Below are 18,504 nucleotides of genomic sequence, written 5' to 3' on the forward strand. Positions count from 1 at the left end.
CGCCGAGGCGCGACAGCAGCCATTGGCGGAAATCCTGCTCGGCACCGGTCAGTCGCGCGATCGGTGCCTTGGTCAGAAAATGCCCCGATGTGCTCGGGAAAGGGAGGTGCGGTCCAAACCGCGCCTCCCTCGGCTGTTTGCCGCCACAACGGGCTTATGCCTTGTGGTGAACCTGCTGCAGCCCATAGACGGGCGTCGCAATGCCTTCGTGCCTCGCCTTCAACTGCAGCGACAGGAACTGCGAATAATGGCGTGATTGGTGCAGGTTGCCGCCATGGAACCAGAGCGCCTCCTGCTGCGTCGGCTTCCACATGTTGCGCTGCTCACCTTCCCATGGGCCGGGGTCCTTGGTGGTGTTCGAGCCGAGCCCCCAGCATTTGCCGACCTTGTCGGCAACCTCCTTTGAGATCAACTCGGCCGCCCAGCCATTCATCGAGCCGTAGCCGGTGGCGTAGACGATGACGTCCGCCGGCAGTTCGGTGCCATCGCTGAGCAGGATGGAATGTTCTTTGATCTCGGCCACATCGACGCCGCTCTTGAGTTTGATGGCGCCATCGATGATCAGCTGCGAAGCGCCGATATCGATGTAGTAGCCGGAGCCACGCCTGAGATATTTCATGAACAGGCCGGAGCCGTCGTCGCCCCAGTCGAGCATGAAGCCGGCCTTTTCCAGGCCCTTGTAGAATGCCGCGTCGCGCTCCTTCATCTTCTCATAAAGCGGAATCTGGAACTCGTGCAGGATCTTGTAGGGCAGGGAGGCGAAGATAAGGTCGGCCTTGGCGGTGGTCATACCGTTCTGCACCGCCTGCTCCGAGTAGAGAGCGCCAAGCCCAATATCCATCAGCGTGTCGGATCTGACTATGTGGGTGGTCGACCGCTGCACCATGGTGACGTCGACGCCGGCTTCCCACAGTGCCGCGCAAATGTCGTGCGCGGAATTGTTCGAGCCGATGACGACGACCTTCTTGCCGGCGTATTGGTCGGGGCCGGGGTGCTTCGAGGAGTGGTGCTGATCGCCCTTGAAATTCTCCATGCCCTTGAACTTCGGCAGGTTGGGACGGCCGGACATGCCGGTCGCCAGCACCAGCTGCTTCGGCTTCAGCGTGATGTCCTTGCCGTCGCGGCGGACGACAACCGTCCATTCCTTCTTTTCCTCGTCATAGGAAGCGCTCTTGGCCTCGGTGGAGGACCAGTAATTCAGTTCCATCACCTTGGTGTACATTTCCAGCCAGTCGCCGATCTTGTCCTTGGGCGAGAACACCGGCCAGGTCCGGGGAAAATCGATGTAGGGCAAATGATCGTACCAGACCGGATCGTGCAGGCAGAGCGACTTGTAGCGCTTGCGCCAGCTGTCGCCGGCACGTTCATTCTTCTCGATGATGATCGTCGGCACGCCGAGTTGCCGGAGCCGCGCGCCAAGCGCGATGCCGCCCTGGCCGCCGCCGATGATGACCGTATAGGGCTGCGTCTTGAAGCCAAGCTCGGCCGCTTCCTTTTCGCGCTCTTCCTTCCAGGTCGGGCGGTTCTTGCCGGAGCCGTGCTTGGCGCCCATCGGCCGGGCGAAGCCGGCCGGCTCTTCATGCCCTTTCAGTTCGACCATTGTGGTCAGCAGCGTCCAGATCTTGCCGTCCTTCAACCTGATATGGCCGAAGCCGCGCGCCACGTCGGTCTCGAAGCTGATCCAGCCGTCGATCACCCCGTTCGCCTCGGTCGCGTCCTCGCCCCTGGCGATCGCGAAATGCGAGGGCTTCGTCTTCGACAGCTGGCTTTCCAGCATGTCACGCACCTGATCGCGGCCTTCCATGGTCTTGATGTTCCAGGTGAAGGTGACGAGGTCGCGCCAATAACAATCTTCCTGGAAGCATTCGACCGCCTTGTCGATGTCGCCGGCGGCGAGGGCCGCGCCAAATCGTTCTAGAAGGTCTGAAAGCTTCCTGTTCGGGGCCTTGTCGAGCATCAGTTTCCTCCGCGTTTTTGTTGATCGGCCTCGTTGCGAGCTGCCTTTGCCGAGCTTGGGGTCCGGCCTCGGGCAGTATCGCGGCAAACCATGGGCCGCGTCACGTCGCCAAATAGTTCGCTTTGTTTTCAGGGGCTTGACCAGCGACCCGGCGTCGAGCCGGGTCTAAATGACGGCGTGTGCGTGCTTCGTGCCATGCACCGGCAAGCCGCCATGAAAGCGGAATCGACCCCATTGACGAACAGCCGCTTTCACCCTTATGGTTCGCCACCATGAAGAAGGCACTCATTCTCGTAGGAAGGCGCGTGGGCAAGGCGGTGTAACCGCCGGGCGAAAACCTCCCATGCGCAACACACAGGCTCCCTCGGGGGCCTTTTTTATTGCCTGAAACACGATTAAACGACCAGCAAATCGCCAGATGGCGGACAGTACGGGACCAAACCGATGAGCAACGGACAGAGCGAGCGGCGCGAAATGACTGGCGCCGAAATGGTGGTGCAGGCGCTGAAGGACAATGGCGTCAAGCATGTCTTCGGTTATCCGGGCGGCGCGGTTCTCCCGATTTATGACGAGATCTTCCAGCAGGACGACGTCGAGCACATCCTGGTGAGGCACGAGCAGGGCGCAGGCCACGCGGCCGAGGGCTATGCGCGCTCGACCGGCAAGGCAGGCGTCATGCTGGTGACATCGGGTCCGGGCGCGACCAACGCGGTGACGCCTTTGCAGGACGCGCTGATGGATTCGATCCCGCTGGTGTGCCTGACCGGCCAGGTGCCGACCTCGCTGATCGGTTCGGACGCTTTCCAGGAGTGCGACACGGTCGGCATCACGCGCCCCTGCACCAAGCACAATTGGCTGGTGAAGGACGTCAACGAACTTGCCGCAACCATCCATGAGGCCTTCCATGTCGCCACCACCGGCCGTCCCGGTCCAGTCGTGGTCGATATCCCGAAGGACGTGCAGTTCGCCAAGGGTTTTTACGTTTCTCCGCAAACCGCGCCACGCACCAGCTATCAGCCGAAGGTGCAGGGTGATCTGGAGAAGATCAAGGCGGCGGTCGAGCTGTTGGCCGGTGCCAGGAAACCGATCATCTATAGCGGCGGCGGCGTCATCAACTCCGGTCCGGAAGCGAGCCATCTGCTGCGCGAGCTGGTCGACCTCACCGGCTTCCCGATCACCTCGACGCTGATGGGGCTCGGCGCCTATCCGGCATCGGGCAAGAACTGGCTCGGCATGCTCGGCATGCACGGCACCTACGAAGCCAACATGGCCATGCATGACTGCGACGTGATGATCTGCATCGGCGCGCGCTTCGACGACCGCATCACCGGCCGGCTCAACGCGTTCTCGCCGAACTCGAAGAAGATCCATATCGACATCGATCCGTCCTCGATCAACAAGAACGTCCACACCGACGTGCCCATTATCGGCGATGTCGGCCGGGTTCTGGAGGATCTCGTGCGGCTGTGGCGGGCGACCGCCAAGGCCGACAAGAAGGCGCTCTATCCCTGGTGGGAGCAGATCGCCAAATGGCGCGCGCGCGACTCGCTCGCCTATAAGATGAACAACGACGTGATCATGCCGCAATATGCCATCCAGCGGCTCTACGCCCTGACCAAGGACATGGACACCTACATCACGACGGAGGTCGGCCAGCACCAGATGTGGGCGGCCCAGCACTACCATTTCGAGAAGCCGAACCGCTGGATGACGTCCGGGGGGCTCGGCACGATGGGTTATGGCCTGCCGGCGGCACTCGGCGTGCAGATCGCTCATCCGAACGCGCTGGTCGTCGATATCGCCGGCGACGCTTCGGTGCAGATGACGATGCAAGAGATGAGTGCCGCGGTGCAGTTCGACGCGCCGATCAAAATCTTCATTCTCAACAACCAGTATATGGGCATGGTGCGGCAATGGCAGCAGCTGCTGCACGGCAACCGGCTGTCGCATTCCTACACCGAGGCGATGCCCGATTTCGTCAAGCTGGCCGAAGCCTATGGCGGCCACGGCATCCGCTGCGACAAGCCGGACGAACTGGACGATGCCATCAAGGAGATGATCTCGGTCAGGAAACCGGTGCTGTTCGACTGCCGCGTGGCGACGCTCGCCAACTGCTTCCCGATGATCCCGTCGGGCAAGGCGCACAATGAGATGCTCTTGCCGGACGAGGCCACGGACGAGGCGGTGGCCAACGCCATCGACGCCAAGGGCAGGGAACTGGTGTAGCAGCGGACAGAGGCAGGGCTGTCGCGAGAAGCCGTGCGTAAACAGAGATTAGACCCTAGAGTTTGAAGTCGAGATTCACATCATGAACGCACAGCTACAACCGACCGGCTCCGCCTATTTCATCGCCAAGGAAACGGAAAAGCCCGAGAACCACACGCTTTCCGTGCTGGTCGACAACGAGCCGGGCGTGCTTGCCCGGGTCATCGGCCTGTTTTCCGGGCGCGGCTACAACATCGAGAGCCTGACGGTCTCGGAAACAGAGCATGAGAAACATCTGTCGCGCATCACCATCGTAACGCGCGGCACGCCGCATGTGCTGGAGCAGATCAAGCACCAGCTCGAGCGCATCGTGCCGGTCCACCGCGTCGTCGACCTCACCGTGCGCTCGCAGGAATTCGGCCAGGAACGGCCGCTGGAGCGGGAACTGGCGCTGGTCAAGGTCGCCGGCACCGGCGAGGCCCGCGTCGAGGCGCTGCGGCTCGCCGACGCCTTCCGCGCCAGCGTCATCGACGCCAACACCGAGCATTTCATCTTCGAGATCACCGGCAAGGGCTCCAAGCTCGACCAGTTCATCGCCATCATGAAGCCGCTCGGCCTGGTCGAGATCTGCCGCACCGGCGTGGCGGCGATGAACCGTGGCCCGCAGGGGATGTAGCACCGGTCAGTTTCTCCACAGCGTGACGAGGGCTCGGCCACCGGCCGAGGGTGGCCTTTGTGCGGTCGTTGGAAAGAGACAATAATACTGGCTTATCCGGGAGGATATCATGTCGCTCGACGCATTCCTCGCCTTGCTTGTCTACGCCTTCGTGACCTCGATCACGCCTGGGCCTAACAATCTGATGCTGCTCGCCTCAGGTGTGAATTTCGGCCTGGTGAGGAGCGTGCCGCATATGTTCGGCATCAGCATCGGCTTTCTTGTCTTGCTGCTGGCGGTCGGCCTGGGTCTTGGCGCCGTGCTGACCGCGTTCCCGGCGCTCCACACCGCGCTCAAGATCGCCGGCGCTGCCTACCTCCTTTATCTTGCCTGGAAGATCGCCATGTCGCGCTCGCTCAGCGGCAAAGGCGAAACGAAGGCGCGTCCGATGCGTTTCATCGAGGCGGCGGCGTTCCAGTGGGTCAATGCCAAGGCTTGGGTGATGGCAATCACCGCCATGGCCGTCTACTCCAACCCCGAGCATCCGTTCCTGTCGGTGGCCCTGATCTCGATTGCCTTCACCATCGTCAACCTGCCGAGCGTCTCGGTGTGGGCAGGGTTCGGTACCGCGCTGCGCGGCTTCCTGTCCGATCCAGTGCGGCTGAAATGGTTCAACATCGCCATGGGCGTGTTGCTGGCCGCGACGCTTTGGCCGATGCTGCGGTGAGCTGTCGAGGTTCGCGATCGGGCTTTTGCACGTGATCATAGTGGGCTGCCCATCCATTGTGCAGTGCACATTAAATCTTCGTAATGCCGTGTTTTGGCCCTTTTCCGCCAAAGCCCTGTCCTATCTATTCAGCGAAATCGCGGCAGGCAGCCGTGATTTGAGCTAGAATACGACCACCTGGCTATGGCGTGTCGGACGGAGAGGGTCTTTTGTCGATGCGTGGAAAAGTCATTCTTTCATTGCTTGCGGTCGCCTGCGCAGGCGCGGCCTGGCTCTATCTGTCTCCCGACACGCTGAGCAGGGCCCGGCAGATCATCGGTGCAAAGCAGGTCGCGTCGGACAAGCCGGCGCCGGATAGGCAGGATCCGCAGGCAGGGGCCAAGCAGGCGGCTGGCGGCACTGGCGCCCGTTCGGCCTCGATCATCTCGGCCACGGCAACGACGGCCGATTTCCCGGTCCGGCGCTACGCCATCGGCTTCGTCTCCTCTCCCGCCGTGGTCAGCATCAACGCGCGCGTGTCCAGCCAGATCGTGTCGATCGACGTCAAGGACGGGCAGATGGTGAAAACCGGCGACCTCCTGTTTTCGCTGGATGACCGTGCCTTGAAGGCGCAACTCGCCAAGGATCAGGCGACGCTCGCCAAGGATCAGGCGCTGCTTGCCAGTTCGAATTCCGATCTTCAGCGCGCCAAGGATCTTGTCGCCAAGCAGGCCGGTACGCAGCAGACCTACGACCAGGCCGTTGCCACGCAGAAGGCGGCGGCAGCGACTGTCGATGCCGACAAGGCGACAATCGATGCAGACAATGTCCAGCTTGGCTTTGCCACGATTACCGCGCCGATTTCCGGCAGGCTTGGCGCGGTCAACGTTGCCGTGGGCGATCTCGTGACCACCAGCAATGGCAGCAGCAGCACCTCGACCCCGCTCGTCACCATCACCCAGATGGATCCGCTGCAGGTGAACTTCAACCTGCCCGAAAGCAACCTTGCGCTGCTGCACAAGGCACTGGCAAAGCCACAGCAAGGGGCAGTGACCTTGACCCAGGACGGCGACCCGACACCGATCGGCAAGGGCACGCTCGATTTCGTGGATTCCAGCGTCGATACCGCTTCCGGCACCATCGCAACGCGAGCCAGCATACCCAACGCCGATCTGTCGCTGTGGCCGGGCCAATATGTGAATGTCGTGCTCGACGCCGGCATCATGCCGCAGATGACGTCCGTCCCCACGGTCGCGGTGCAACCCAGCCAGAAGGGGCCGTTCGTCTACGTGGTCAAGCCTGACAACACAGTCGAAATGCGGCCGGTGCAAGTGGCGCTGACCGAAGGTCAGAACAGCGCCATCAGCGATGGCCTGAAAAGCGGCGAGAAGGTTGTCATCGAAGGCCAGACGCGACTGAAGAACGGGGCTGCCGTGCACGAAGGCAAGGCATCGGCCAGATCCGGCGACCAGGCAGCACCCAAGGTTGCGCAAGCCGACAAGGCCGGCGAGGCCGCCCAATGATCTCCGAGTTCTGCATTCGCAGGCCTGTCGCCACCCTCCTGATGTCGTTCGCCCTCGTTCTGGGCGGGCTGTTCGCCTACAAGTTCCTCCCGGTGGCCGCGCTGCCCAGTGCCGAATTCCCTGTCGTCAACGTCTCGGCTCAGCTGCCCGGAGCCTCGCCGGAAACGATGGCGACGTCGGTGGCGACGCCGCTGATCAAGCAATTCGCCACCATTGCCGGCATCGACTCGATCTCGACCACCAACTCGCTCGGCCAGACCTCGATCGCCATCCAGTTCGTGCTCAACCGCGACATCGATGCCGCGGCCGCGGACGTGCAGGCTGCTATCGCGCGCACGCAAAGATCGCTGCCGCCACAGATGACCTCGCCGCCGAGCTACCGCAAGGTCAATCCGGCCGACGCGCCGATCCTTTTGATGTCGCTGGTCAGCGATACGGTTCCGCTGACCGATCTCGATGCTTTCGCCGAAAACGTCATCTCGCCGTCGCTGTCGACCATCGACGGCGTGGCGCAGGTCTCCATCTTCGGCCAGCAGAAATATGCAGTCCGCATCCAGATCGATCCGACCGCGCTTGCCGCGCGCGGCATTTCGATCGACCAGCTGCAGGCGGCGATCGCATCCGCCAACTCCAACACCCCGCTGGGCGTTCTGAAGAACAACAAACAGCAGCTGACGATCACGGCCAATACGCAACTGACCGACGCCGCCGGATTCTCCAACCTCATCATCGCCACCAAGAACGGCCACCCGGTGCGGCTGGGCGAGGTGACACGCGTCGTCGATTCGGTGCAGACCACGACGACTGCGAGCTGGTATGACGGCACGCGCGCGATCATCATGGCGGTGCAGCGCCAGCCCGACGCCAACACTGTCGACGTCGTCGACAAGGTCAAGGCGATGCTGCCGTCCTTCCAGGACCAGATGCCGGCCGCCGCCCAGATCAAGCTGCTCAACGACCGCTCGACCTCGATCCGCCAGGCCGTGGACGACGTGCAGTTCACGCTGCTGTTGACCATCGCGCTGGTGGTCATGGTGATCTTCGTGTTCCTGCGCCGCGTTACGGCGACCATCATCCCGGCCGTGGCGGTGCCGATCTCGCTGATCGCTACGCTCGGCGCGATGTTCCTGTTCGGCTTTTCCATCGACAACATCTCGCTGATGGGCCTGACGCTCGCGGTCGGCCTCGTCGTCGACGATGCCATCGTGATGCTGGAAAACATCTTCCGTCACATGGAGGAGGACGGATTGTCGGCGTTCGATGCGTCGCTGAAGGGCGCGCGCGAAATCGGCTTCACCATCATCTCGATCTCGATCTCGCTGGTGGCGGTCTTCATCCCGGTGCTTCTGATGGGCGGCGTGATCGGGCGCATCTTCAACGAGTTCGCCGTCGTGGTGACGGTCGCCATCCTGGCGTCGATGTTCGTGTCGCTGACGCTGACGCCGATGCTGTGCTCGCGGCTGCTGTCGGTGACCAAGGCCGACCGGGAGGCGCATGGCGATGGCCACAGGCGCGATTTCATCACCCGCGGCTACGACCGGGTCTTGAGCTTCTGCCTGCGGCACACCTTCCTGGTGTTCCTGGTCTTCATAGGCACCGCCGCGGCGTCGGGGTGGCTGATCGAGGTCTCGCCGAAGGGCTTCTTCCCGCAGGAGGATATCGGCCAGATATCGGTGACGACCATCGCGCGCCAGGACATCTCGTTCGACGCCATGGCAAAGCTGCAGGGGCAGGTGGCCAGCGTCTTCTCGCATTCGCCCTATGTCGATCATGTGGCGTGGTCGGCGGGCAGCGGCAACAATGCGCTCAACCAGGGGCAGCTTTTCGTCCAGCTCAAGGGCAAGGACCAGCGGCCCAATATCGAGAAGGTGCTTGCGGATCTGCGCAAGCAACTGGCCGGCGTGGCGGGCATCGAGACCTACATGCAGCCTGTGCAGAATTTGAGGCTGGGTTCGCGCTCGTCTGCCAGTGCCTACCAGCTCGTGGTTCAGGGCCTCGACACCGGCCAGACAGATATCTGGGCGCAGAAACTGAATGACGCGATGGCGGCCGATCATGCGACCTTCACCGACGTCACCAGCGACCTGCAGAACAATGCGCTGCAGGCGACGCTGGTGGTGGATCGCGACAAGGCGGCCCAGCTCGGCATCGACACCGACACGCTGCGCTCGGCGCTGTATGGCGGGTTCGGCACCGACCAGGTTTCGACCATCTTCGGCTCCGCCGACAGCTACGAAGTCATCACCGAGCTCGATCCCAAGATCGAGTGGTCGCCGGAGCGGATGCTGGCCATCCAGATGAGGACGGCGAGCGGCTCTCTGGTTCCGCTTGGCGCCTTCGCCCGGGTCGATCGCACGGCCGGCGCCTTGACGGTCAACCAGCTCGGCCAGCTTCCGGCCGTGACGATCTCCTACAATCTGCCGCAAGGCGTGGCGCTCGGCGACAGCGTGAGCCGCATCAACGCGCTCAAAGAGCAGATCGGCATGCCGGAGATGATCTCGACCAGCTTCGCCGGCACGGCCAAGACCTTCCAGGACTCGCTCGCCAACCAGGGCCTGCTGATCGGCGGCGCGATCCTGACCATCTATATCGTGCTCGGCATTCTCTATGAGAGTTTCATCCATCCGCTCACGATCCTCACAGGTTTGCCATCGGCTGTGCTGGGGGCGGTTGTCGCCTTGCGCCTCGCCGGCATGGACCTGTCCGTCATCGCGGTGATCGGCATCCTGATGCTGATCGGCATCGTCAAGAAGAACGGCATCATGATGGTCGACGTCGCGCTCGAATTGCGACGAGAAGGCATGTCGGCCACCGAGTCCATCCACAAGGCCTGTCTGATGCGGTTCCGGCCGATCATGATGACGACGCTGGCCGCCTTGATGGGCACGTTCCCAATCGCGCTCGGCACGGGCGCCAGCGCGGAGCTGCGCCAGCCGCTGGGCGTCGCCGTCGTTGGCGGCCTGCTCGCCTCGCAGGCTCTGACCCTGTTCGTCACACCGGTGATCTATGTCTACATGGAGAATTTCTCGGGTTGGCTGCTGGGGCTATTTCCGAAGCGAAAGGCCGAGTTGCACCTGGTCGAAGCGGGGGATCAGCCTTCGCTGTTCGACGGCGATGACGAGAGGCAGGGCGAGCCGCAGAAGGCGGCTGCGGAGTAGGAAATCCGCATTGCACCCACTGGCCCAAGCCGTCATGCTTGCGGCCGGCGGATAGGAGAGCCATAATTTGTCGCCATGTCCCACGATCATGACCACGACAACGAGCTCGATCCGTTTGCCGCCCGCGTGCGCGCGCTGGAAACCATTCTCACCCGCAAGGGATTGATCGATCCGGCCGCGATCGATGTCACCGTCGATACCTACGAGACCAAGATCGGTCCGCGCAACGGCGCGAGGGTGGTAGCCAAGGCCTGGAGCGATCCCGCTTTTGCCGAGTGGCTGAAGCGCGATGCGACGGCGGCGATCGGATCGCTCGGTTACACCGGCCGCCAGGGCGAGCACATGCAGGCGGTGTTCAACACCGGAGAGACGCACAATCTCGTCGTCTGCACGCTGTGCTCCTGCTATCCGTGGTCGGTGCTCGGCCTGCCGCCGGTCTGGTACAAGGCGCCGCCCTATCGATCGCGCGCGGTCATCGATCCGCGCGGCGTGCTTGAGGAATTCGGGCTGACGCTGCCGGCCTCAACAAAGATACGCGTCTGGGATTCGACCGCGGAGTTGCGCTATCTCGTCGTCCCGATGCGGCCGCAAGGAACCGAGGGCTGGAGCGAGGAGCGGCTGGCCGAACTGGTAAGCCGTGATGCCATGATCGGCACCGCGCTGGCCAAAGTACCGGAATAAAGGGGGGAGCCGGCATGAACGGGCCGCAGGACCTCGGCGGACAAATGGGATTCGGGCCGGTGGCGCCGGAACGGAACGAGCCGTATTTCCATGCCGACTGGGAGCGGCGGGCGCTCGGCGTGACGCTCACCGCCGGCGCAATGGGTGCCTGGAATATCGATGAGAGCCGGCATGCGCGGGAATCGCTGCATCCGGCCGACTATTATGCCTCCAGCTACTACCAGATATGGATCAAGGCGCTGGAAACCCTGCTCAAGCGCCATGGTTTCGTCAGCGAGCGTGACCTCAAGGCAGGCGAGGCGATCGATCCGGCGCCGACGCCCAAAAGAGTGCTGAAGGCCGATGACGTTCCGACCGTGCTGGCTAAGGGCGCTCCGTGCAACAGGCCTGTGGGGACGACCCCACGCTTCAAGGCCGGCGACCGCATACGAACCAGGAATTTCAACCCGACCGGCCACACCAGGCTGCCGCGCTACGCGCGCGGCAAGCGTGGGAGGATTGAAGCGGTGCGCGAAGGCTTTGTGTTCCCCGACACGAACGCGCATGGGCAAGGCGAAAACCCGCAATGGGTCTATACGGTGGTCTTCGACGGGGCCGAGATCTGGGGCGACGGGGCCGATCCGACGCTGACCGTGTCCATCGATGCCTGGGAGAGCTATCTTGAACCGGCCTGAGGCGAACGGGCCTGCCGGTTTGCCCGCCGGCCTCGATGCACCCATCTTCGCCGAGCCTTGGCAGGCCCAAGCCTTCGCGATGACGGTGGCGCTGCACGACAAGGGCCTGTTTTCGTGGAGCGAGTGGGCGCAGGCACTGTCGGCCGAAGTGAAGAAACCCGGCGTCGCGACTGACGGCCATGACTATTACGAACATTGGTTGGCGGCGCTGGAAGGGCTGCTGGCGTCGAAAGGATTGGCCGCCAAGCCCGATGTCGATGCAATGGCGCGGGCCTGGGAGCGCGCAGCGCATGCCACCCCGCACGGCAAGCCGATCCTGCTGGAGAACGATCCGCACGCCGTCATCTGATCGTGCGGACATGGCGCCCGTTCCCTTTACGTTCCCGTGCTCGCCTGATAGGCTGAAGCGCAGGGAGTTCGCCACCAGGCTGCGTCGATGGCGGTGGCGGCTATCTTGTCTTTCCCTCGCGAATCCGGTCACACGATCAGATGGAATTTTCACCCCAACAGGACGAGGCGCTGCAAGCGGTCGCGCGCTGGCTCAAGGCCGGCAAGCCGCAATTGTTCCGGCTGTTCGGCTACGCCGGCACCGGCAAGACGACGCTGGCGCGCTATTTCGCCGAACATGTCGACGGGCAGGTGCAGTTCGCCGCCTTCACCGGCAAGGCAGCACAGGTGCTGCGCTCCAAGGGCGCGGTCAATGCCCGCACCATCCATTCGCTGATCTACAGGCCCAAGGGCGAGGAATCGGTCGAAGACGAGGTGACCGGCAAGACGTCGATGTCGCCGACCTTTTCGCTCAACCGGCAGAGCCCGATCTCGCGTGCGAAACTGGTCATCATCGATGAATGCTCGATGGTGGACGAGCAGCTTGGCCGGGACCTGATGAGCTTCGGCACGCCGATCCTGGTGCTGGGCGATCCCGGCCAGTTGCCGCCGATCTCGGGCGGCGGCTTCTTCACCGACCACGAGCCGGATTTCCTGCTCACCGAAATCCACCGGCAGGCGCGCGACAATCCTATCCTGCGGCTGGCGCTCGACGTGCGCGAGGGGCGCGAATTCATGCGCGGCGACTACGGCACGGCGCAGGTGATCGGCAAGGAAGGCGTCAACCAGGAGCTGGTGCTGAGGGCGGACCAGGTGCTGGTCGGCACTAACCGCACGCGCCGCCGCTACAACCAGCGCCTGCGCGAGCTCAAGGGGTTCAATGCCGACTATCCGCAGGCCGGCGACAAGCTGGTGTGCCTGCGCAACGACCCGGCCAAGGGCCTGCTCAACGGCTCGCTGTGGAAGGTGATGACCTCGTCGCGCGAGACAGTAAAACCTGGCATCAACCTCCTGGTGTCGCCGGAAGAGGATGATCCGGACCGCGGTGTCGCCAAGATCAAGCTGCTCAAGGCGGCTTTCGAGGATCCCGACGCCGATATCCCGTGGCAGCAGAAGAAGCGGTTCGACGATTTCGACTATGGCTATGCGCTGACCGTGCACAAGGCGCAGGGCTCGCAATGGAACGAGATCGTGCTGTTCGACGAGAGCTGGGCGTTCAAGGAGACGCGCCAGCGCTGGCTTTACACCGCGATCACCCGGGCGGCCGAACGGTTGACGATCGTCAGGTAGCGGAGCCCAGATGCCTGGCGCCGAGCCATTGCCAGGCATCGGCCTCGTCCTCGTCTTTGAAGTGCCTGAGTTCGACTGGCGGCGGGGTGGGGAGGAAGTCTCGCGCTTGCGCCGTCCAGTCCGGCTCGCCGATCGCGGCACAACGGCCGACATGCTCCACGGCCTGCACCGCGCCCTGTCTCAGCGTCTCGTCCGATATGTCGTTCCAGTCGACGCCGTCATGATCGATCACGCGCACCAGCACATCGATTCGCGGGTGAAGCGCGTAGGCCGCTTCGAGCAGGCCGAACAGGTTTTCCGCGTCGGCCGCCGAGACATGGCCGACGATATCGATGGCGAAGAGATCCTCACGGTCCGTATCGATGCGCCGGATTGCCGGCACGGCTTCGAGGAAATTCAAGGGATCCTATCCTTTCACAAACGTCATCCGATCTTCTGGAACACCGGAAACCCCCTATCTGTTCCCGTCAAAGGCGGTATAGATGCGCCGAAATCGAGCAGGATCCGAAGCCATGCCCGCAAAGCTTTCCGTCAATCTCAACGCCATCGCCATGCTGCGCAACCGGCGCGACCTGCCGTGGCCTGATGTGATCAGGCTTGGCCGCATCGCGCTTGCGGCGGGAGCGCATGGGCTGACGGTGCATCCTCGCCCGGACGAGCGCCATACCCGCCGTTCAGACCTGCCTGAGATCAGGGCCTTGATCGACGATGAGTTCCCGCGGGCCGAATTCAACATCGAAGGCCATCCGACCGAGGATTTCCTGGCGCTTGTGGAGAAGCACCAGCCGGAACAGGTGACCCTGGTGCCTGACGATCCCTCCCAGGCAACCTCGGACCATGGCTGGAACTTCATCGCCGATGCGGCGTTCCTGACACCGATCGTGAGACGCCTGAAGAAGGGCGGTTTCCGGGTCTCGTTGTTCTCCAATGCGGATCCCGCCGGCATAAACGCCGCGCGCGATACCGGCGCCGACCGTATCGAGCTTTACACGGGACCTTATGGCAGTTGTCATGCCGATTCCGCCAAGGCGGCCAAGGAGCTGGAAAGACTGGGAAAAACCGCCGATGCGGCCGTTGCCGCGGGCCTTGAGGTCAATGCCGGGCACGATCTGACGGTGAGCAACCTGCCGGCCCTGGCGCGACGCGTTCCGGCATTGGCCGAAGTGTCGATCGGACATGGGTTGACAGCCGACGCGTTGGAGTATGGCATGGCCGGCACGGTGGGCCGATTTCTCAGGGCTTGCGGGTGGTAATGGTGGCAGCCTCGCGTGCAAAGCATGGCAGCCATAACGCGACGGTACTTGATATTGCATCGCAGCAAGCGTAGAGCACCGCCCGCTTATCGGAGTGTCGTTCATGGCCCTTGCCAACACTGGTAGTGAGGCAGAAACCGTCGAACAATCGAGCCATCCTGAGATCGAGCAGCACAGCACCAAGGTGTTGATGCTCGGCGCGCTCGGCGTTGTTTACGGCGATATCGGCACCAGCCCGATCTACGCGTTCCGCGAGGCGCTGGTGGCGTCGTCGGGCGGCGAAGTGGCCGACCGTGGCGACATTCTTGGCGTTCTCTCGCTCATCATCTGGTCACTGACGATCATCGTCACCATCAAATACATCATGTTCGTGCTGCGCGCCAACAACCGCGGCGAAGGCGGCGTGCTATCGTTGATGGCATTGGCGCGCGGCAGTTTCCCGAAGCGCTCGGCGATCATTCTGGGCATCGGTATCGTCGGCGCCTCGCTGTTTTTCGGCGATGCCGTCATAACCCCGGCAATTTCGGTGCTTTCGGCGGTCGAGGGCATGAATGTCGTCACGCCGACCTTCCAGCCCTATGTCGTGCCGCTGACACTGGTCATCCTGGCGGTTCTGTTTTCGGTGCAGCGCTTCGGCACCGGCGGCGTGGCGCTGATCTTCGGCCCGATCACCGCGGTCTGGTTCCTGGCTATCGGCCTGTCCGGTCTCAACCATATCATCGCCGATCCGGAAATCCTGTGGGCGATCAGCCCGCACTATATCGTCGCCTTCCTGATCAATTCGCCCGATGTCGCCTTCGTCACCATCGGCGCCATCTTCCTTGCGGTCACCGGCGCCGAAGCGCTCTATGCCGATCTGGGCCATTTCGGCCGCAAGCCGATCGTGCTCGCCTGGCTGGCGATCGTGTTCCCTTGCCTGTTGCTCAACTATGCCGGCCAGGGCGCCTTCGTGCTGGCCAAGAACGGCGTGGTCGGACATCCCTTCTTCGAAATGAACGAAGGCTGGACGCTGATCCCGATGGTGGTGCTGGCGACCGCCGCGACGGTCATCGCCAGCCAGGCGGTGATTTCAGGCGCATTCTCGCTGACCAGGCAGGCGGTGCAGCTCAACATGCTGCCACGGCTGGAAATCCTGCACACGTCGGAAAAACAGTCAGGCCAGATCTACATGCCGCGCGTCAACCTGTTGCTGGCGCTGGTGGTGATGATGCTGGTGGTGGGCTTCGGCGAATCCAGCAGGCTGGCTTCGGCATACGGCATCTCGGTGACCGGCAACATGCTGGTGACGACGGTGCTGCTGTTTGTCGTCATGACCCGCATCTGGAAATGGCGGCTGTGGGTGGCGGTCGCGATGACAGCCTTGTTCGGTTTGATCGATGTCGGTTTCTTCGCTTCCAACATCGTCAAGGTGTTCGAAGGCGGCTGGGCCTCGCTGGCAGTGGCCTTCACCATCGTTCTGGCGATGTGGACTTGGGTGCGCGGCAGCCGTTATCTCTTCGACAAGACCCGCCGCAACGAGATCCCGCTCGATTTCCTGGCCGGCAATCTGTTGAAGAAGAAGCCGCAACTGGTATCCGGCACCGCGGTGTTCCTGACCAGCGATCCGCTGAGCGCGCCGACCGCGCTGATGCACAGCCTGAAGCACTACAAGGTCCTGCACGAGCAGAATGTAATCCTCTCGGTGGTGACCGCGCCGCAGCCGGTGGTGCCTGACAGCGATCGGGTCAAGATGGAGACGGTCAACGAGCTGTTCATGCGGGTGACGCTGACCTTCGGCTATATGGAGCAGCCCAACATCCCGCGCGCGCTGGCGATCTGCCGCAAGCAAGGCTGGAAGTTCGACATCATGACGACGTCCTTCTTCCTGTCCCGGCGCTCGCTGAAAGCCTCGCCCAATTCCGGCATGCCGGTGTGGCAAGACCGGCTGTTCATCGGGCTGGCGCGCACGGCGGCCGACGCCACTGAATATTTCCAGATACCGACCGGCCGTGTGGTAGAGATCGGCACGCAGGTGGCGATCTGACAGTCTCGATCGCCTTGGGCTGAGGCTTCGGGGGGCGGGCATGAGCGGCGAATTGGTGCTTGTCACTGGCGGATCTGGCTTTCTCGGCGCTCACTGTATCCTTGAACTGCTGAAGGCGGGCTACCGCGTGCGCACAACCGTGCGCTCGGCCAGGCGGCAAGCCGATATCCTGGCCATGCTCAAGGCAGGTGGCGTCGGGCCGGATGACAGGCTCTCCTTTGCAATCGCCGATCTCATGATCGATGCCGGCTGGCTGCCAGCCGCTGCCGGCTGCGACTATGTCCTGCATGTCGCTTCGCCGTTCCCGCCCGGCGTGCCCAAGCATGAGGACGAGCTGATCATTCCGGCCCGTGAAGGCGCGTTGCGGGTGCTGCGGGCGGCACGAGATGCCGGCGTCAGACGCGTCGTGCTAACGTCCTCCTTCGCGGCTATCGGCTACGGCAAGCTGCCGCCCGACGGCCGTGCGTTCACCGAGGAGAGCTGGACCGATCCGATGGGAAGGGTCAGCGCCTATGTGAAGTCGAAGACGCTCGCCGAGCGCGCGGCCTGGGATTTTATCGCCGCCGAGGGGGACGGGTTGGAGCTTGCTGCCGTCAACCCCGTCGGCATCTTCGGGCCTGTGCTTGGCTCCGACCATTCGACCTCCACCGAATTTGTCCAACGCATGATGAATGGCGCCATGCCGGGGCTGCCGCGCCTGTCCTTCGGCGTCGTCGATGCACGCGACGTGGCGGACCTGCATGTCCGCGCCATGACCGATCCAGCTGCCAATGGCGAGCGCTTCCTGGCGGTCGCCGGCGATTTCATGACCGTGCGGGAAATCGCGCAAACCTTGAGAAAGCGGCTCGGCAATGCGGCGGCGCGCGTTTCGACCAGAGAGCTTCCCGATTGGCTGGTGCGCATGGTGGGACTGTTCAATCCGGAAGTCGCACAGCTCGTGCCTGAACTGGGCAAGGTCAAGAATGCCACCAATGCCAAGGCGGTGCGTATGCTCGGCTGGAAACCGCGTTCGCGCGAAGACGCGCTGGCGGCGACCGGAGAGAGCCTTATCCGGCACGGCCTGATCAAAACATCGAAGTAGGGGGGCGGCGGTAAGTCGAGAACAGACTTCCCGCCGCGTGGATTTCAACCGGCCAGGGCAGCCTTGTTCGCCTCGAGGAATTGCCTCAACGTCCTTGGCGTCCTGCCGGAAAGCATCTCGACCGCGTCTGTCACCATGGCGATGCGGCCGGCGCGCGTGTTGACGTCGAAGGAAACGATGACGCCGGCGAAATCCTCGGGAACACCTGATGCCTTTACGCCTTCGGTCAGGGCATCATCCGAAACCTGCACGACATCGAGCGGTTTGCCGGTGACTTCGCTGACGAGGGCGGCGATCTCGGCCGTCGTATACGCTTGCGGGCCAGTTAGCGTGTAGGTTTTGCTGTCGGTCGAGCCCGAAGCGAGACTGGCGGCGATCGCCGCGGCCATGTCATCGCGTGCGCCATGGGCGATGCGGCCTTCGCCGGCGGACGTGTACCAGTGTCCAGAGGCGATCGCATGGGGCAGCGCCATGAACAGGTTCTCCTGGTACCAGCCGTTGCGGAAGATCGTGTAGGGGATGCCGCTCGCCTTGATCGCCTGCTCGGTGCCGTAATGGTCGTTGGCGAATAGCACCGGCGAAACCGGTTCGGGGTTGGGCATCGAGGTATAGAGCAGATGCGAAACGCCGGCCTTCTTCGCGGCAACGACCGCGTTCTCATGCTGCCTCAGGCGCTTGCCGTGAAGCAGGTCGAGCTCGCCAGTCGAGATGATCAGCACCCTGTCGGCGCCCTTGAATGCAGCCTCCAGCGATGCGGTATCGTCGAAGTCGGCGGCCCTGACGGTGGCGCCGCGCGCCGCCAGGTCGGCAAGGTTTTCCGGATTGCGGGTGGTGGCGATGATTCGTTGCGGCGGAACCTTGAGGGAGCCCAGCAAATGATGAATGACGCCGCGGCCGAGTTGGCCGGAAGCGCCGGTGACGAGAAGGGTAGCGGTCATGGAGAATCCCAACATTGCGCCGGAAGCGCGGTT

The 18,504-nt window shown here is 63.1% G+C and carries 15 protein-coding genes; 12 read left to right on the top strand and 3 right to left on the bottom strand.

Annotated features, from left to right (window positions below):
- Positions 1 to 154: 154 nt before the first annotated feature.
- Positions 155 to 1,957 (bottom strand): NAD(P)/FAD-dependent oxidoreductase, encoded by a 1,803-nt coding sequence (locus LB551_RS16125; RefSeq protein WP_224659822.1) that lies wholly within the window; start codon positions 1,955 to 1,957, stop codon positions 155 to 157.
- Positions 1,958 to 2,401: 444 nt separating this feature from the next.
- On the opposite strand from LB551_RS16125, the gene LB551_RS16130 reads away from it, so the two are divergent.
- The 9 genes from LB551_RS16130 (at position 2,402) to LB551_RS16170 (ending at position 13,176) form a co-directional block, all read left to right on the top strand.
- A complete protein-coding gene (locus tag LB551_RS16130; RefSeq protein ID WP_140553557.1) occupies positions 2,402 to 4,183 on the top strand; it encodes an acetolactate synthase 3 large subunit in 1,782 nt (593 codons plus the stop codon).
- An 82-nt stretch (positions 4,184 to 4,265) separates the two neighbouring features.
- Positions 4,266 to 4,838, top strand: coding sequence for an acetolactate synthase small subunit (ilvN, locus tag LB551_RS16135; RefSeq protein WP_023676680.1), 573 nt, complete (start codon positions 4,266 to 4,268; stop codon positions 4,836 to 4,838).
- A 109-nt stretch (positions 4,839 to 4,947) separates the two neighbouring features.
- Entirely contained in the window at positions 4,948 to 5,544 is a 597-nt protein-coding gene (locus LB551_RS16140; RefSeq protein ID WP_140553558.1) for a LysE family translocator, read from the top strand.
- Positions 5,545 to 5,759: 215 nt separating this feature from the next.
- Positions 5,760 to 7,046 (top strand): efflux RND transporter periplasmic adaptor subunit, encoded by a 1,287-nt coding sequence (locus LB551_RS16145; RefSeq protein WP_224659823.1) that lies wholly within the window; start codon positions 5,760 to 5,762, stop codon positions 7,044 to 7,046.
- Positions 7,043 to 10,204, top strand: a complete 3,162-nt coding sequence (locus tag LB551_RS16150) for an efflux RND transporter permease subunit (RefSeq protein WP_224659824.1) — start codon at positions 7,043 to 7,045, stop codon at positions 10,202 to 10,204. Before LB551_RS16145 ends, LB551_RS16150 begins: the two co-directional genes overlap by 4 nt.
- A 75-nt stretch (positions 10,205 to 10,279) precedes the next feature.
- A complete protein-coding gene (nthA, locus tag LB551_RS16155; protein WP_224659825.1) occupies positions 10,280 to 10,885 on the top strand; it encodes a nitrile hydratase subunit alpha in 606 nt (201 codons plus the stop codon).
- Positions 10,886 to 10,899: 14 nt separating this feature from the next.
- A complete protein-coding gene (gene nthB / locus LB551_RS16160; protein WP_224659826.1) occupies positions 10,900 to 11,559 on the top strand; it encodes a nitrile hydratase subunit beta in 660 nt (219 codons plus the stop codon).
- A complete protein-coding gene (locus LB551_RS16165; RefSeq protein WP_224659827.1) occupies positions 11,546 to 11,908 on the top strand; it encodes a nitrile hydratase accessory protein in 363 nt (120 codons plus the stop codon). Before nthB ends, LB551_RS16165 begins: the two co-directional genes overlap by 14 nt.
- A 140-nt stretch (positions 11,909 to 12,048) precedes the next feature.
- Entirely contained in the window at positions 12,049 to 13,176 is a 1,128-nt protein-coding gene (locus LB551_RS16170; protein WP_224659828.1) for an ATP-dependent RecD-like DNA helicase, read from the top strand.
- Here LB551_RS16170 and LB551_RS16175 read toward each other — a convergent pair.
- On the bottom strand, positions 13,169 to 13,576 hold the full coding sequence (locus LB551_RS16175) for an STAS/SEC14 domain-containing protein (RefSeq protein ID WP_224659829.1): 408 nt from the start codon (positions 13,574 to 13,576) through the stop codon (positions 13,169 to 13,171). The genes LB551_RS16170 and LB551_RS16175 overlap by 8 nt on opposite strands.
- Positions 13,577 to 13,688: 112 nt before the next feature.
- Between LB551_RS16175 and LB551_RS16180 the strand changes: the two genes are divergently transcribed.
- The 3 genes from LB551_RS16180 to LB551_RS16190 all read left to right on the top strand — a co-directional run bounded on the left by LB551_RS16180 (position 13,689) and on the right by LB551_RS16190 (position 17,533).
- Positions 13,689 to 14,429 (top strand): pyridoxine 5'-phosphate synthase, encoded by a 741-nt coding sequence (locus LB551_RS16180; protein ID WP_224659830.1) that lies wholly within the window; start codon positions 13,689 to 13,691, stop codon positions 14,427 to 14,429.
- A gap of 103 nt (positions 14,430 to 14,532) precedes the next feature.
- Positions 14,533 to 16,452, top strand: a complete 1,920-nt coding sequence (locus LB551_RS16185) for a potassium transporter Kup (protein WP_224659831.1) — start codon at positions 14,533 to 14,535, stop codon at positions 16,450 to 16,452.
- Between the two features lie 40 nt (positions 16,453 to 16,492).
- Entirely contained in the window at positions 16,493 to 17,533 is a 1,041-nt protein-coding gene (locus LB551_RS16190) for an SDR family oxidoreductase (protein ID WP_224659832.1), read from the top strand.
- Between the two features lie 44 nt (positions 17,534 to 17,577).
- Here the strand turns inward: LB551_RS16190 and LB551_RS16195 are convergent, their stop codons facing one another.
- Positions 17,578 to 18,471: an SDR family oxidoreductase gene (locus LB551_RS16195; protein ID WP_224659833.1), complete on the bottom strand. Its 894-nt coding sequence runs from the start codon at positions 18,469 to 18,471 to the stop codon at positions 17,578 to 17,580.
- Between the last annotated feature and the right edge of the window lie 33 nt (positions 18,472 to 18,504).

The organism is Mesorhizobium sp. BR1-1-2 (genome assembly GCF_020165435.1).
GTDB lineage: Bacteria > Pseudomonadota > Alphaproteobacteria > Rhizobiales > Rhizobiaceae > Mesorhizobium.